This is a genomic window from uncultured Cedecea sp., assembly GCF_947498825.1.
Classification (GTDB): domain Bacteria; phylum Pseudomonadota; class Gammaproteobacteria; order Enterobacterales; family Enterobacteriaceae; genus JGM124.
The window spans coordinates 97,057-110,775 of the sequence record NZ_CANMLV010000004.1 but is presented as its reverse complement, the minus strand read 5'-3'; the positions used below and the strand labels follow the sequence as shown (position 1 = coordinate 110,775).

At 48.0% G+C, this 13,719-nt stretch carries 15 protein-coding genes; 7 read left to right on the top strand and 8 right to left on the bottom strand.

Translation table 11 applies throughout. From position 1 onward, the window contains the following. The first annotated feature begins 163 nt into the window (after positions 1 to 163). Positions 164 to 337, top strand: coding sequence for a DUF1127 domain-containing protein (locus Q1A40_RS06840; RefSeq protein ID WP_299998704.1), 174 nt, complete (start codon positions 164 to 166; stop codon positions 335 to 337). A gap of 78 nt (positions 338 to 415) precedes the next feature. Here Q1A40_RS06840 and Q1A40_RS06835 read toward each other — a convergent pair whose 3' ends face one another. Beyond that, positions 416 to 973, bottom strand: coding sequence for a DcrB family lipoprotein (locus Q1A40_RS06835; protein WP_299998702.1), 558 nt, complete (start codon positions 971 to 973; stop codon positions 416 to 418). A gap of 71 nt (positions 974 to 1,044) precedes the next feature. Continuing rightward, complete coding sequence (locus tag Q1A40_RS06830; protein WP_299998701.1) at positions 1,045 to 1,710, bottom strand: 7-cyano-7-deazaguanine/7-aminomethyl-7-deazaguanine transporter; 666 nt, start codon at positions 1,708 to 1,710, stop codon at positions 1,045 to 1,047. A gap of 200 nt (positions 1,711 to 1,910) precedes the next feature. On the opposite strand from Q1A40_RS06830, the gene tusA reads away from it, so the two are divergent. Then, a complete protein-coding gene (gene tusA / locus Q1A40_RS06825; RefSeq protein ID WP_299998700.1) occupies positions 1,911 to 2,159 on the top strand; it encodes a sulfurtransferase TusA in 249 nt (82 codons plus the stop codon). 141 nt (positions 2,160 to 2,300) lie between these two features. On the opposite strand, the gene zntA is transcribed toward tusA, so the two are convergent. The 4 genes from zntA to rsmD all read right to left on the bottom strand — a co-directional run bounded on the left by zntA (position 2,301) and on the right by rsmD (position 6,212). Continuing rightward, positions 2,301 to 4,517 (bottom strand): Zn(II)/Cd(II)/Pb(II) translocating P-type ATPase ZntA, encoded by a 2,217-nt coding sequence (gene zntA, locus Q1A40_RS06820; RefSeq protein WP_299998699.1) that lies wholly within the window; start codon positions 4,515 to 4,517, stop codon positions 2,301 to 2,303. Between the two features lie 102 nt (positions 4,518 to 4,619). Continuing rightward, positions 4,620 to 5,246, bottom strand: a complete 627-nt coding sequence (locus Q1A40_RS06815) for a lysoplasmalogenase (protein WP_299998698.1) — start codon at positions 5,244 to 5,246, stop codon at positions 4,620 to 4,622. 103 nt (positions 5,247 to 5,349) lie between these two features. Then, positions 5,350 to 5,625 (bottom strand): DUF1145 family protein, encoded by a 276-nt coding sequence (locus Q1A40_RS06810; RefSeq protein ID WP_299998922.1) that lies wholly within the window; start codon positions 5,623 to 5,625, stop codon positions 5,350 to 5,352. Beyond that, positions 5,625 to 6,212: a 16S rRNA (guanine(966)-N(2))-methyltransferase gene (rsmD, locus tag Q1A40_RS06805; RefSeq protein ID WP_299998697.1), complete on the bottom strand. Its 588-nt coding sequence runs from the start codon at positions 6,210 to 6,212 to the stop codon at positions 5,625 to 5,627. The genes Q1A40_RS06810 and rsmD overlap by 1 nt, the downstream gene beginning before the upstream one ends. A gap of 187 nt (positions 6,213 to 6,399) precedes the next feature. On the opposite strand from rsmD, the gene ftsY reads away from it, so the two are divergent. From ftsY to rpoH, 4 genes are all read left to right on the top strand, one after another. Then, on the top strand, positions 6,400 to 8,130 hold the full coding sequence (gene ftsY / locus Q1A40_RS06800) for a signal recognition particle-docking protein FtsY (protein ID WP_299998695.1): 1,731 nt from the start codon (positions 6,400 to 6,402) through the stop codon (positions 8,128 to 8,130). 2 nt (positions 8,131 to 8,132) lie between these two features. After that, positions 8,133 to 8,795, top strand: a complete 663-nt coding sequence (gene ftsE, locus Q1A40_RS06795) for a cell division ATP-binding protein FtsE (RefSeq protein WP_299998694.1) — start codon at positions 8,133 to 8,135, stop codon at positions 8,793 to 8,795. After that, positions 8,792 to 9,847, top strand: a complete 1,056-nt coding sequence (gene ftsX / locus Q1A40_RS06790; protein WP_299998693.1) for a permease-like cell division protein FtsX — start codon at positions 8,792 to 8,794, stop codon at positions 9,845 to 9,847. Before ftsE ends, ftsX begins: the two co-directional genes overlap by 4 nt. A gap of 220 nt (positions 9,848 to 10,067) precedes the next feature. Beyond that, positions 10,068 to 10,922: an RNA polymerase sigma factor RpoH gene (gene rpoH, locus Q1A40_RS06785; protein WP_299998692.1), complete on the top strand. Its 855-nt coding sequence runs from the start codon at positions 10,068 to 10,070 to the stop codon at positions 10,920 to 10,922. Between the two features lie 81 nt (positions 10,923 to 11,003). Here rpoH and Q1A40_RS06780 read toward each other — a convergent pair whose 3' ends face one another. Continuing rightward, positions 11,004 to 11,471 (bottom strand): hypothetical protein, encoded by a 468-nt coding sequence (locus Q1A40_RS06780; protein ID WP_299998691.1) that lies wholly within the window; start codon positions 11,469 to 11,471, stop codon positions 11,004 to 11,006. 329 nt (positions 11,472 to 11,800) lie between these two features. Between Q1A40_RS06780 and Q1A40_RS06775 the strand changes: the two genes are divergently transcribed. After that, positions 11,801 to 12,904, top strand: a complete 1,104-nt coding sequence (locus Q1A40_RS06775) for a branched-chain amino acid ABC transporter substrate-binding protein (RefSeq protein ID WP_299998690.1) — start codon at positions 11,801 to 11,803, stop codon at positions 12,902 to 12,904. 108 nt (positions 12,905 to 13,012) lie between these two features. Here Q1A40_RS06775 and Q1A40_RS06770 read toward each other — a convergent pair whose 3' ends face one another. Beyond that, positions 13,013 to 13,612 (bottom strand): TetR/AcrR family transcriptional regulator, encoded by a 600-nt coding sequence (locus Q1A40_RS06770; RefSeq protein ID WP_299998689.1) that lies wholly within the window; start codon positions 13,610 to 13,612, stop codon positions 13,013 to 13,015. Positions 13,613 to 13,719: the final 107 nt, after the last annotated feature.

The following is a 13,719-nucleotide window of genomic DNA, read 5'->3' as shown; positions in this document are numbered from 1 at the left end:
ATTAGAACCATACAGAATCAAAAACCAGTACAGATGGTTGAAAGTAACGCCATTCAGTTAATGTTTTACTCCATCTGTATGTTAAAAAGAATCGTTTTTTGCATCTGTCTGCTTACTGTCCGGCATAGCATGATATGCCCAGAGCCATAAGAAGGAGCAGACGATGGAATTTAATGAAAACCAAGCCCGCAGACCTGTTTTTAGCCTGGGAGCTGTTTATCGGTACTTTCGCCGCAAATCATTGAACCGCAAAACGGTACGTATGTTACGGGAACTCAGCCCGGAACAATTGAAAGATATCGGGCTGAGTAAACATGATTTATCTTACTGGGATTAAGGGCAGAGATTGATGGACGATAGAGCTGAAAAAGGGAGAACAAGCCTGCGGTAGAAGGCCGCAGGCTGGAAGAGAGGGTTATTGCAATGTCAGTGTGTTCAAAATACTTTCCGCGCTTGCCTGGGCTTGGGCCTGGTTATCTGCCGGCAGAGAAATCTGCATAGTTAATAGCTGATCGTCGACTTTACCTAATACGATGGAAGAGTAAGTCGTCTGGCCTTGGGCGGAGATAATCGTATCCAGCTGTTGCAAAGCATGGCCTTTAATTTCAATGGGTTTATTTGAGACAACCTGAAGCTGCGGATCACGCGCGCGTTGCTGTTGTTCCAGCCTTTCAGCCAAGTCAGCAAGCGTGTCAGTGCTGGCTTCGCTGATAATGACAATCACCGCTTTCTGACCTGAAGTATCAGAATAGACATGCATATTGTTCGACTGAGTGCCAACTTTACCGCTTTGATCGCTGATATCTGCCGGAAGAGAAAAACTTATTTTTCCGTCCAATAAAGTCACAGTCTGTGCAGTAGTTGTACTTGCAGCAGAACTATCAACAGCTTCGGTTTTGCTGTCTTTATTGTCACAGGCAGCAAGACCCAGAACTAACAGGCTGACACCGACATATTTTACCAGTTTATGCATTGACTCTTCCTTTCCGTTAGTAAACCGCGAGGCTAATGCCGTTATTTTATCACAAGATGACAAGTATGCTTTTACCCTGGTTGCCATGCTGAATTTTTAGATTCATCGGCAAAATTTTTCAGCAGATAATTCAGGAATACGCCATAGGCGGGTAAGAAGAAGGCCATGCAGATAAGGATCTTAAAGCCGTAATCAACCATCGCAATTTCGACCCAATGTTCAGCCATAAAGGGATCTGTACTGCGCCAGAAAGCAATAAAGAAGAAGGCTATGGTATCGCTCATATTACCAAATATCATGGCAACAGAGGGGGCTATCCACCAATAGTGACTCTTGCGCAGACGGTTGAAGACTTGGATATCAAGAATTTGCCCCAGGGCATAAGCCATAAAACTGGCGATAGCAATACGGGCAACAAATAGATTGAATTGGCCTAATGCCTCCAGACCTTGCCAGCTTCCCATATAAAACAGGGACGATACAGCGTAAGAGATAGCCAAAGCGGGGATCATTACGACGAAAATAATTCGTCGTGCCAGCGGCGCGCCAAAAATACGCACGGTAAGGTCAGTTGCCAGAAAGATAAACGGGAAACTGAATGCACCCCAAGTCGTATGGAGTCCAAAAATAGAGATCGGGAGCTGAACCAGATAGTTGCTGGAAGTAATAACTAACAAATGGAATAGCGACAGCCATAGCAACGCGTTAACGCGCTGGCGTGGATTTAATTGCATCATATTGTAGCCTTTTTAGTGGTGGGGTGAGGGAACCCAATATCAAATACAACAGATGTTATTCTGTTGATTCATCATAAAGCCGGAGGATGATACTGCTTTCCATTTCCTTTGCAATGGTTAATTTTAACGCAATCGTTCACGTGGCTTGCATCAAATTCTGCCCGGCGTAAACTAGCGCAGTTTTCCCGACAGAGGCTGTTATGACCGATTTATTTGCAACACCTGACCATAATCTTGATACCACAGGACTGCGTTGTCCGGAGCCGGTCATGATGGTACGTAAAACTGTACGCAAAATGGCGCCAGGTGAAACGCTGCTGGTGATTGCAGATGATCCGGCAACCACCCGCGATATTCCAGGGTTCTGCCGTTTTATGGAGCATGAGCTGGTCGCATCAGAAGCGGCAAGTAAGCCTTACCGCTATTTATTGCGTAAAAGCCACGCTTAGAGCCCATCCTGTCAGGCTATTTTATTTGCCGTTTTGCCTTGGCAGTGTTCAGAGTTTTCGCGTACTGCGTGTACGCTGCGGTTCTTCCGCGCTGTCCGTGGCTAAATTGCTGTGGTGACAAGCTCTTAAAGCGTTCCTTGCTTATTTCTGGCGCAATAATCTTAAGGCGTTAGCGGTTACTAATGCTGTAGCGCCTGAATCGGCTAATACCGCAATCCATAATCCTGTCATACCCAACAAGGTAGTGACAAGAAACACCAGTTTTAATCCCAATGCAATCGAGATATTTTGGCGAATGGTGGTATGTGTTGCTCTGGCGATAGTTATCATCCGTGACAGTTCGGTCAGACGATTATGGGTGATGGCGGCATCGGCCGTTTCCAGAGCAACATCGGTTCCACTTCCCATCGCTATTCCCATCGTTGCTGCTTTCATCGCCGGGGCATCATTAATACCATCGCCGACCATTGCCAGTGGCGCAGACTGACCTAACTCATTAACGATACGGACCTTATCAGCGGGCAGTAAACTGGCGCGATAATCAATCCCCAGTTCAGATGCAATCGCCGCAGCAGCACGAGGGTTATCCCCGGTCAGCATGATGCCGTTCACGCCTAAAGCATTCAGCGCGTTAACAGCCACTCGTGCATCACTGCGCAGCTGGTCACGCATGGCGAGAGTGCCGAGCAATTGACCTTCGCGTAGAACCACGATGACCGTTTGCCCCTCATCTTCCTGTTGAGTAATACGTTGCTGCCATTTGGCATTCAGACTTCCGTCAGGCAGTTTGTTCGGTGAACTCAGCCGGATCATCTGTCCGGCAATCATCGCTTCAATACCGACTCCAGGTAGTACGCGATGTTGTTCGGTCACAGGTAAAGTGAGCAGTCTTTGCTGAGCTGCATTGATGACAGCCAAAGCTAACGGGTGGGTAGAACCCTGCTCGACAGCAGCAGCTAACGCCAGGAGTTGATTTTCATCGATGCCTTCTGCAGTGACAAGGGTGGTCACTTGAGGCTTACCTGCAGTCAGTGTGCCGGTTTTATCAAAAGCGATTTGCTGGATCTGGCTCAGACGCTCAAGAGCGGCCCCGCCTTTAATGAGTGCCCCGTAACGCGCTGCAGCGGCGAGGCCGGAAGTAATGGCGGCTGGTGTTGAGATAACCAAAGCGCAAGGACAGCCAATCAGTAATAACGTTAGCCCCTTATAAATCCAGGGTTCCCAGAGCTGACCAAATAGCAGAGGGGGAATTATCACAGTCAGCAGTGCCAGCGCCATAATCAATGGCGTATAGACTCTGCTGAAACGGTCGATAAAACGTTCAATAGGGGCGCGACGTTCTTCTGCTTCTTCAATCAGTCTTAAAACCCGGTCAATGGCGCTGTCGCCGGGTTCGGAAACGACTTCCAGCTGTACCAGTCGGTCAATACTGGTCGATCCTGCAGAGACATTCTCACCTTTTTGATGTTCAACCGGAATTGATTCACCGGTCAGGGCGCTTTCGTCAAAACTGGCAAATGCATTTAACAGGCGTCCATCGGCGGGTAAGCGCCCGCCAGCAGCGACTTCAATAATATCCCCCGGGCGTAATTCTGTCTGGGCGACGGTTTCACGCTGACCGTTACGAATACGAATAGCGCTATCGGGTTTTAGCGCCATTAATGCGCTGACGCCGCGGCGGGCACGGCTGGCAGCGTAGGATTCCAGACGTTCTCCAATCAGAAATAATATCAATACCATTGCCGCTTCTGCGGTAGCGCCAATAAACAGTGCGCCAATCGCAGCAACGCTCATCAGGGTTTCGATAGCAAACCAGCTACCACTGCGGATCAGACGTACCGCCTGGCGGACGATGGGGCCCAGCCCTACCAGTGTCGTAATAATAAAGGCCAGATTACCTAATGGATGATTGGCCTGTTCCAGGCCCCAGCTCACCGCCATCAGGACAATCAGGACGATAATTGTCCCATTTTCTTGCCAGAAAGAAGCGGGTGCCGCTTTCGGCGCTGCACTATCGCTGAGTTTATAGCCAGCGGAATTGACCGCCTGTTCTACCTCGCTACGAATATCCCGGCTCGATTTGACGAGTAGTTTTTCGGTCGCAAACAAGACCTGAACCTGCTTAACACCAGCGATATTTTTAACGGCATTCTCAACTTTTCGTGCACAGGCAGCACAATCCATACCTTCCACATGCCAGCTATAACGATCGTTACTGTTGATAGCTGTTGTTTCAGCCGGGGAGGCACAACCATCGCTTTCAGCGCAACAACTGTGCTTTTCTTCGGCCTTCAGTGGGCTGAATTTACTGTGTGAAAACTGTGGCGTTTTTTGAGGGCTTTGAGATGTGTTGTGCATAGCACTCTCCGGGTCATAATTATTATCTTATGGCCTATCCTAAACTCTGGAGCTAACTCCAGAGTCAAGGGTTATTTATCGGAAGTGAGCATTTTTGGTGGTTCAGATAAACAACGAACGGACAATTAAGAAATGTCCGCCAAAGTAGCAGGCTGCCACAATAGCACTGTCGACAGAGAACCGGCGACGATATTGACTGATCAACCAGACCACATTCCCCAGCAGCAATAAGCCCGCCCCCAGATATTCCGACAGGCTGGCGGCAGTATTGCGTGAGAAATAGTTAGCGCCCGCTAACCAGACCATCACCAGTGTGATACCAATGAAAGCCAGGACCGGCATACGCAGCTCATCAAGACGGCTCCAGATGGTGGCAACAAGCAGCGCGCCGACAATGATTAGAGCCAGTGGAAGAGGCCAGTACAAGTCGAAGCTGGTATGGCTGGTAAAATAGAGGCTATACAACAAATGTGAGAGAAAATAGGCGCCAAAAGCATAGAGTAGACGCTGGCGTGGAAGTAGGGTGAGCGCGTCTCCGAGCAGACTCGCCAGCAAGCCAGCAATAATTAAATAGCCTGTAGGGCCAGGGAGAGGCGCCTGTAAGGCAAGCAGCAGTAACAACAGCAGGGTTACGGGCTTAAATACCCACTTTTGCCAGGCAGGCCCTCGATAACAAGAATCAACGTATAACCAACCTGAAAAAAAGACAGCGATAAATGACCAAAGCATGGCATATCCTTATTTTAGTTGTCGTGCGTCATTCCAGTGTACTGGCAGGGAACGAAAAAGCGATGCTTAATTATCCTGTTCGCTGAACGATGTCTTGGAACCGTTATTTTCCCTGGCGAAGTTTTTTTTGCCAGACCAACAGTTCGAAGACACCAAAAAGGAAGATTTTGATCTGGGATGCACTGCTAAGTGGCGGGCCATCTTTAGGTTGAGTTGCTTTCATTAAACCCAGTTGCAGGCCGTGCATTATTACCATAAAAATGAATGCGACATTGACGAAGATATTCAGCGGGCGTGGGAAAGGTTGAACTAAATTGAGCACTAAAAATGCCCAGATACACAACATCAGCAGGCGACCCAGATTAATCAAAACAGACATCATGTGGTTCCTTGTATTTCACGTATAAACAGACGATAGGCAACTTGTCCGGCGACTTTTTCCCGGTGTAATGTCCAGGATGTGGGAACCAGCGGCATACCATTTTCTACTTCACTTTCAACGTAAATCAGTGCGCCATCCGTAAGCCAGTTATTTTTTTCCAGTAAACTGAGGGTCTCGTCGAGTAACCCTTTACGGAAGGGGGGATCGACAAACACAATATGGTGAGGTTTACCGGGTTGTGCCAGCACATTTAAGGTGTTCGCATTCAGTACATTGCCTTGGCTTGCCTGTAAAGTGGCGAGATTTTTCTGTAACTGGCGAGCAACGTTTTTGTCCATTTCAATCAGCGTGGCTGTTGCGGCATAACGTGATAAGGCTTCTAAGCCTAACGCGCCGCTCCCGGCAAAACAGTCAAGGCAATGAGCCTCGACAATATGAGGGGCAAGCCAGTTAAACAGTGTTTCTCTTACCCTGTCGGTGGTCGGGCGTAACCCGGCTGCATCAGGAACGGGAAGTTTTCGGCCACGCCATTGGCCGCCAATAATGCGAATTTGGCCTGAACCCGTGGATTGAGGTTTTTTCATTGTGCTCACTGCATACATGTTGATCTCTGATGTCTATTCTAACGCCCCAGGCTTAAGCCTGGAAACCTTATTCCTGCTGCGTGATGCTGAGGCAGGAAAGTGGTAGACTTATGCACTATTTTTTTATGCTCGTGGCAAGGCGAATCGGACCTGTGCCATAAATAAACAGCGAGGGGTGTAGTCGCAAATGGCGAAAGAGAAAAAACGTGGCTTTTTTTCCTGGCTGGGCTTTGGTCAGAAAGAGCAGCCGGAAGAACCTAAGGTTGAAGCGCAAGACGCCGTAGAGCAGTCTGAACCAGAGGTTGAAGCGGCGGATATAGCCTCACAGATAGCGACACCGGCTGAGCAGGTAGAGCCAGTTCTGGCAGAGCAGGAAGAAGATGCACGTGTCTTACTGGATGAGACCAGTGAGCCGATGGTGGACGTGAAGGAAACTGAGACTGCGGATCCTTCAATTGCAGAACCTGAGTTAGCACAGGACGGAGTATCAAAGTCTGTTGAGCAGGAGATTTTCCAGGCTCATCAAGAGCGGATCGTGACAGAAGAAGTTGCGGCGATAGAGTCTATTATTTCACATGCCGAGGCTCAAAAAACGCCTGAGGCTGCTCCGGCAGATGAGCCTGCAGAAATAGAAACTCATGCTGTCGCTGTGCAGGAAAGAATTGTTACAGAAGAAGTCGCGGCTATTGAATCCCTGCTTCCGCATTCAGCGGAAACCCGTCACGCAGAAGTCATTGAACCGGCTATTGCTCCAGCTTCTGAAAGTACAGTGACTGAAAATCAGCCAGTGGAACCCGCTGGCGAAATGATTGAGTCGGTGATGGTTTCTCCGGTTGCTGAAAGCCCGGTTAGTGAGGAGCAGCCAGAAGAGCTTGCTGCTGAACTAACTGAACCAGTAAATGTGCCGTTGGTAGCCGAAAGTCCACTGGAGATAGCTCAGGACGATATTCCTGAGGAGCCGATAGTCGCTCCGATTGTGGAACAAGAAAAACCGACTAAAGAAGGTTTCTTTGCGCGCCTGAAACGCAGTCTGGTTAAAACGAAACAGAATCTTGGCTCCGGTTTTATGGGGCTGTTTCGTGGTAAAAAAATCGATGATGACTTGTTCGAAGAGTTGGAAGAACAGCTATTAATTGCTGATGTTGGCGTCGAAACCACGCGAAAAATTATCGAAAAACTGACTGAGACAGCCAGTCGTAAGCAGTTACGTGATGCTGAAGTGTTGTATACATTATTAAAAGAAGAGATGAGCGATATTCTGGCGAAAGTCGATGCGCCGCTCAATATTGAAGGTAAAACGCCTTTTGTTATTCTGATGGTCGGGGTCAATGGGGTAGGTAAAACCACCACTATTGGTAAACTGGCGCGTCAGTTTGAACTGGAAGGTAAGTCTGTGATGCTGGCTGCGGGCGATACTTTCCGTGCCGCCGCGGTCGAACAGCTCCAGGTCTGGGGTGAGCGTAATAATATTCCGGTGATTGCTCAGCATACTGGCGCAGACTCAGCATCGGTTATTTTTGACGCGATACAGGCTGCCAAGGCACGTAATGTTGATGTATTAATTGCCGATACTGCCGGGCGTTTGCAAAACAAATCTCATTTGATGGAAGAGCTGAAAAAAATTGTCCGGGTAATGAAAAAACTGGACGAAGACGCTCCGCATGAGATTATGCTCACCCTGGATGCGAGTACCGGTCAGAATGCGATAAGTCAGGCTAAACTGTTCCATGAAGCGGTGGGACTGACAGGGATCACATTGACGAAGTTAGACGGTACCGCTAAAGGAGGCGTTATATTCTCTATCGCGGATCAGTTTGGTATTCCTATTCGTTACATTGGTGTAGGTGAACAACTTACTGATTTACGACCGTTTAATTCAGAAGATTTTATAGAGGCACTTTTTGCCCGAGAGGATTAATAATGGTTCGTTTTGAACACGTCAGTAAAGCCTATCTCGGCGGGAGACAAGCGTTGCAGGGAGTGACCTTCCATATGCAACCAGGCGAGATGGCGTTTCTGACCGGCCATTCCGGAGCAGGAAAAAGTACGTTACTGAAGCTTATCTGCGGCATTGAGCGGCCGAGCGCCGGTCATATATTTTTTAGCGGGCATGATATCAGCCGTTTAAAAAGCCGTGAGGTGCCATTTTTACGCCGCCAGATAGGCATGATCTTTCAGGATCACCACCTGCTAATGGACCGGACCGTTTACGATAATGTCGCGATCCCGCTGATCATTGCGGGAGCCAGTGGTGAAGATATCCGTCGCCGTGTTTCAGCGGCGCTCGATAAGGTAGGTTTGCTGGATAAAGCAAAGAACTTACCTATTCAACTTTCTGGCGGTGAGCAGCAACGTGTTGGGATCGCGCGAGCAGTGGTTAACAAACCTGCACTGCTCTTGGCGGATGAACCAACAGGTAACCTTGATGATGCCCTTTCTGAAGGGATTTTACGCCTGTTCGAAGAATTCAACCGTGTCGGTGTCACTGTATTAATGGCGACCCATGATATGGGGCTTATCTCGCGGCGTTCTTATCGCTTGCTGACCTTAAGCAATGGCCATTTACACGGAGGTGGCGGGTGAATAAACGGGCGGTGTTAAATATTGTTAAGCGCTTTAGTCATAAAATTAACGATTTTAATCAGTCTCATCGACAGAGCGATGGTGGCCGTGGTGGAAAAAAACGGAATAAATCGCCTCAGTCGAAGAAGAAGTCGTTAAAAGGTGGCATTAACGAGCAGTTCCGTTATGCCTGGGAAGGTGCGCTACAAGATCTGAAAAGTAAACCGTTAGCGACATTTTTGACGGTGATGGTGATTGCCATCTCTCTGACCTTACCCAGCGTCTGTTTTATCGTTTATAAAAACGTGAATCAGGCAGCATCTCAGTACTATCCTTCTCCGCAAATCACCGTTTATCTTGATAAAGCACTAGATGACGATGCGGCGCAGCAAGTTCTTGGTATTCTGGAGGCAGAGGAAGGGGTCGATAAGGTTAACTACCTCTCCCGGGATGAAGCATTAGGCGAGTTCCGTAACTGGTCAGGCTTTGGTGGTGCGCTCGATATGCTGGAGGAAAATCCTCTGCCTGCGGTGGCGATAGTTAACCCAAAGCTCGATTTTCAAACGACTGAGCATTTGAATACCTTACGTGACAGACTGACACAGGTTCAGGGTGTGGATGAAGTGCGTATGGATGATAGCTGGTTTGCGCGTCTTGCTGCTTTGACAGGGCTGGTGGGACGAGTTGCTGCAATGATCGGTATTCTGATGGTGGCTGCTGTCTTCCTGGTTATCGGCAACTCGGTGAGACTGAGTATTTTTGCGCGTCGTGATACAATTAATGTGCAAAAATTGATTGGTGCTACCGATGGCTTCATTTTGCGTCCCTTTTTATATGGCGGAGCATTATTAGGCTTCAGCGGGGCATTTTTATCGCTTATCCTGTCGGAAATCCTGGTGATGCGGCTCTCTTCTGCGGTGACTCAGGTTGCTCAAGTATTCGGCACCCAGTTCTCTCTGCGGGGTTTAGGATTTGATGAGTGTTTATTGTTATTACTCGTGTCGTCCATGATTGGCTGGCTGGCCGCATGGCTTGCGACCGTTCAACATTTACGGCATTTTACACCAGAATAAATGATTTTTTGATATACTGAACGCTCGTTACTTTTAGTGTATAAAGTGGGTAGCGAGCTGAAAGAACAGTGTGAGTAACTTATCCACAAAATTATTTTGAACTTGTGGATAACGTGATTGTCCTAGATAGCATGAAGTCGATTGCCCGGTAGTTGCGAGTGTTGTCATCCGATGCCGGTTTTCATGGCAATCCGTTTAAGTTTTTATAGAGAGGGTTTGAATGACCAAAGAAATGCAAAATTTAGCTTTAGCCCCTGTTGGTAACCTGGAATCTTATATTCGGGCTGCGAACTCTTGGCCGATGTTAACGGCTGACGAGGAGAAGGAGCTGGCTGAAAAGCTGCATTATGAGGGTAGTCTGGAAGCAGCTAAGCGGCTAATCCTTTCACATCTCCGCTTTGTTGTTCATATTGCTCGTAATTATTCTGGTTATGGCCTGCCACAGGCAGACTTGATTCAGGAAGGGAATATCGGCCTGATGAAAGCGGTACGTCGCTTTAATCCTGAGGTGGGTGTTCGCCTGGTGTCCTTTGCCGTGCACTGGATCAAAGCCGAAATTCATGAATACGTACTGCGTAACTGGCGTATTGTGAAAGTCGCAACGACCAAAGCACAGCGTAAGCTGTTCTTTAATCTGCGTAAAAATAAGCAACGTCTGGGCTGGTTTAACCATGAAGAAGTCGAACTGGTTGCCAATGAACTTGGCGTAAGCAGTAAAGACGTACGTGAAATGGAATCGCGGATGGCGGCACAGGATATGACCTTTGACATGTCTAATGACGACGAGTCGGATAGCCAGCCTATGGCCCCGGTTCTGTTCCTTCAGGACAAATCATCTAACTTTGCCGATGGCATTGAAGATGATAACTGGGACTCCCATGCAACAGATAAACTCACTGATGCAATGATGGGTCTTGATGAGCGTAGCCAGCAAATCATTCGTGCTCGCTGGCTGGATGAAGATAACAAAAGCACGTTACAGGAACTGGCTGACCGTTATGGTGTGTCAGCAGAACGTGTACGTCAGCTTGAAAAAAATGCGATGAAAAAACTTCGCCTGGCTATCGAAGCCTAATATCTTCACTCACTTATAAAATGACCTGAATTCGGTACTCTGCCGAGTTCAGGTCATTTTTTTTGTCTGTATTTTGGTTTCTTACACGGGTACTCCAATGAATGTATGTGTACAGCAGCGGCAAGTTACCTCAACATCCTTTCCTGTAATTGCTGGATCGACCTGCTGGAGTAGCCCATTTTCGTCAACAAACAGACCGGGATAAAAGCTGCTTTCGCCAATACAGACTAAATCCCTGCGTTGGTGTTCATGCAATGCCACTAGCCAGAAGACGGGGTCAGTGGTATCAAGGCGAGCACTGGCTTCACTGAATACCTTATCCCAGGGTAGTCCTGTCTGTTTGAGCAGAAAGTGAAACAATGGCGTGTAATCTCGACCACGACTCTGCTTTCCGTGCATTGATTCACGTTGCGGCAGTAGCTCATGAGAGAGTTTTTTCGCGTTGCGTTTCCAGCGATACTGAGCCCCCGGGTTATTCGAACGATGCCGTGTAGTGGTATTGACGCTGCGATACAGTTTTTGTGTGCTGCTAATGTGATGAGCTCGCATAACTGGATTCTCGATATGATGGCATAACTGAGAACTTCACCTTGTCAGAGTAGAAAGTTAACACCCTACATTTCTGTTCCTGTCAAAAATCCTTTTCCTGTGACTTATGTCGCCATTCACCTCTCACTACAGCCGCTTTTTAGTATTTTTTCCAGATAAACATTGCTGTGTGACAAAATTGTTATTCCATAAATCGCAAAATAAGGTATGTTTTTTAGCAGAGAATGCTGCAACAGCACATGTGCCATTCTACCTGATAAGATTGATTAAAAAACGTGCTGAACACACAACATAAAAATATGACTCACAACAACATGGGGACTCTCAGGATGAAGATGACGGGCAAAGCCTTACTGGCAGGTTGTATTGCACTGGCCATGAGCAACGTCGCATTGGCGAAAGATATTAAAGTGGCAGTGGTTGGGGCGATGTCTGGTCCGGTCGCACAATATGGTGACCAAGAGTTTACCGGTGCAGAACAAGCCGTTGCGGATATTAATGCCAAAGGTGGTATTAACGGCGATAAGCTGGTTATCACCAAGTACGATGATGCATGTGACCCGAAACAGGCGGTAGCTGTAGCAAACAAAGTCGTTAACGATGGCATTAAGTACGTTATTGGGCACCTCTGTTCTTCTTCTACTCAGCCTGCGTCTGATATTTACGAAGACGAAGGCATTATTATGATAACGCCTGCGGCGACTGCGCCAGAGCTGACCTCTCGTGGTTATCAACTGGTATTACGCACCACCGGTCTTGACTCCGATCAGGGTCCGACGGCGGCAAAATATATTCTTGATAAAGTGAAGCCACAGCGTATCGCTATTATCCATGATAAGCAGCAGTACGGTGAAGGTCTGGCGCGTGCAGTTCAGGACGGCCTGAAAGCGGGCGGTGCTAATATCGTATTCTTTGATGGCGTGACTGCGGGCGAGAAAGACTTTTCTACGCTGGTTGCTCGCTTGAAGAAAGATAATATCGATTTCGTTTACTACGGTGGTTACCATCCGGAAATGGGACAGATCCTGCGTCAGGCACGTGCCGCTGGCCTGAAAACCCAGTTTATGGGACCAGAAGGGGTGGCTAACGTTTCCCTGTCTAATATTGCCGGTGAATCTGCGGAAGGTTTACTGGTGACGAAACCGAAGAACTATGACCAGGATCCAGCAAACCAGCCGATTGTAGAAGCTATCAAAGCGAAGAAACAAGATCCAAGTGGTGCATTCGTCTGGACCACCTATGCCGCGCTACAGACCCTGGCTGATGGTCTGAATAAGACTTCTGATCCGGCGGAAATGGCAAACTACCTGAAAGGTGCGACCGTTGAAACCGTAATGGGCCCACTTTCCTGGGATGAAAAGGGTGACCTGAAAGGCTTTGAGTTCGGAGTCTTTACCTGGAATGCTGACGGGACCTCTTCTGACGCGAAATAAGCGCTTAATTTGAAAGAGCGGCACCGAAGTGGCGCTCTTTCCATTGCGATATAAATAAAAAACTGCACCCCAAAAGCGGAGTTATTCCCTGAGTCAGGTGCAGTTTTTTTATGCCGTAATACCCGGTTTTTTTAATAACCCTTGCAGCAGTAAATCCAGAGCATCCTTCGCCTGACCCAGACGCGCATTCCCATCCTCAGCATTCGCTATCCAGAATGCGGCTTCAGCCAGACTGCCATATATCAGAGTGGCCAAGGCCTGTGGGTCGGTGTCGACTATCATCCCCTGCTCAATAAGGACACTCACCTGCTGTTGCATTGACTCTATACAGTAGCGATATGATTCAGGCAACGTGCCACCGAGTACAGCCCTGGCATCACGCAGAATGATGCGTTGAATTTCAAGCTCCAGAGACATTTCCAGATAAGCATGACAACGGCGACGAAAGCCATCCCAGGGATCCTCTGCACGGTTAAAAGCAGCCTGCAAGCGTTCATCCGTTTCGGCATCGATCTGCTCGACGACTGCTACTAACAGACCCTTCTTATCTCCGAAATGGTGATAGAGTGCACCTCTGGTTAACCCTGCCTGTGCGGTAAGGTCGTCCATTGAGGTATCCGCGTAACCCCGCTCACTGAAAACCTTACGAGCAGTTGCCAGCAATAAAGCACGGGTTTCTTCCATTTCGGCTCGGGTACGACGGACCATCTCATTTCTCCTTTTACAGACATAATGTATTTACATACACAGTGTATCTATAATATGATTTTATTGATACGAGGTGTATGTATTTGACAATATTGTGTCTGACAAAC

Excerpts from the sequence above, each read along its gene's own strand:
- Q1A40_RS06840 (WP_299998704.1), top strand. The coding sequence starts at position 164 with ATGGAATTTAATGAAAACCAAGCCCGCAGACCTGTTTTTAGCCTGGGA.
- Q1A40_RS06835 (WP_299998702.1), bottom strand. The coding sequence starts at position 973 with ATGCATAAACTGGTAAAATATGTCGGTGTCAGCCTGTTAGTTCTGGGT.
- Q1A40_RS06830 (WP_299998701.1), bottom strand. The coding sequence starts at position 1,710 with ATGATGCAATTAAATCCACGCCAGCGCGTTAACGCGTTGCTATGGCTG.
- tusA (WP_299998700.1), top strand. The coding sequence starts at position 1,911 with ATGACCGATTTATTTGCAACACCTGACCATAATCTTGATACCACAGGA.
- zntA (WP_299998699.1), bottom strand. The coding sequence starts at position 4,517 with ATGCACAACACATCTCAAAGCCCTCAAAAAACGCCACAGTTTTCACAC.
- Q1A40_RS06815 (WP_299998698.1), bottom strand. The coding sequence starts at position 5,246 with ATGCTTTGGTCATTTATCGCTGTCTTTTTTTCAGGTTGGTTATACGTT.
- Q1A40_RS06810 (WP_299998922.1), bottom strand. The coding sequence starts at position 5,625 with ATGTCTGTTTTGATTAATCTGGGTCGCCTGCTGATGTTGTGTATCTGG.
- rsmD (WP_299998697.1), bottom strand. The coding sequence starts at position 6,212 with ATGAAAAAACCTCAATCCACGGGTTCAGGCCAAATTCGCATTATTGGC.
- ftsY (WP_299998695.1), top strand. The coding sequence starts at position 6,400 with ATGGCGAAAGAGAAAAAACGTGGCTTTTTTTCCTGGCTGGGCTTTGGT.
- ftsE (WP_299998694.1), top strand. The coding sequence starts at position 8,133 with ATGGTTCGTTTTGAACACGTCAGTAAAGCCTATCTCGGCGGGAGACAA.
- rpoH (WP_299998692.1), top strand. The coding sequence starts at position 10,068 with ATGACCAAAGAAATGCAAAATTTAGCTTTAGCCCCTGTTGGTAACCTG.
- Q1A40_RS06780 (WP_299998691.1), bottom strand. The coding sequence starts at position 11,471 with ATGCGAGCTCATCACATTAGCAGCACACAAAAACTGTATCGCAGCGTC.
- Q1A40_RS06775 (WP_299998690.1), top strand. The coding sequence starts at position 11,801 with ATGAAGATGACGGGCAAAGCCTTACTGGCAGGTTGTATTGCACTGGCC.
- Q1A40_RS06770 (WP_299998689.1), bottom strand. The coding sequence starts at position 13,612 with ATGGTCCGTCGTACCCGAGCCGAAATGGAAGAAACCCGTGCTTTATTG.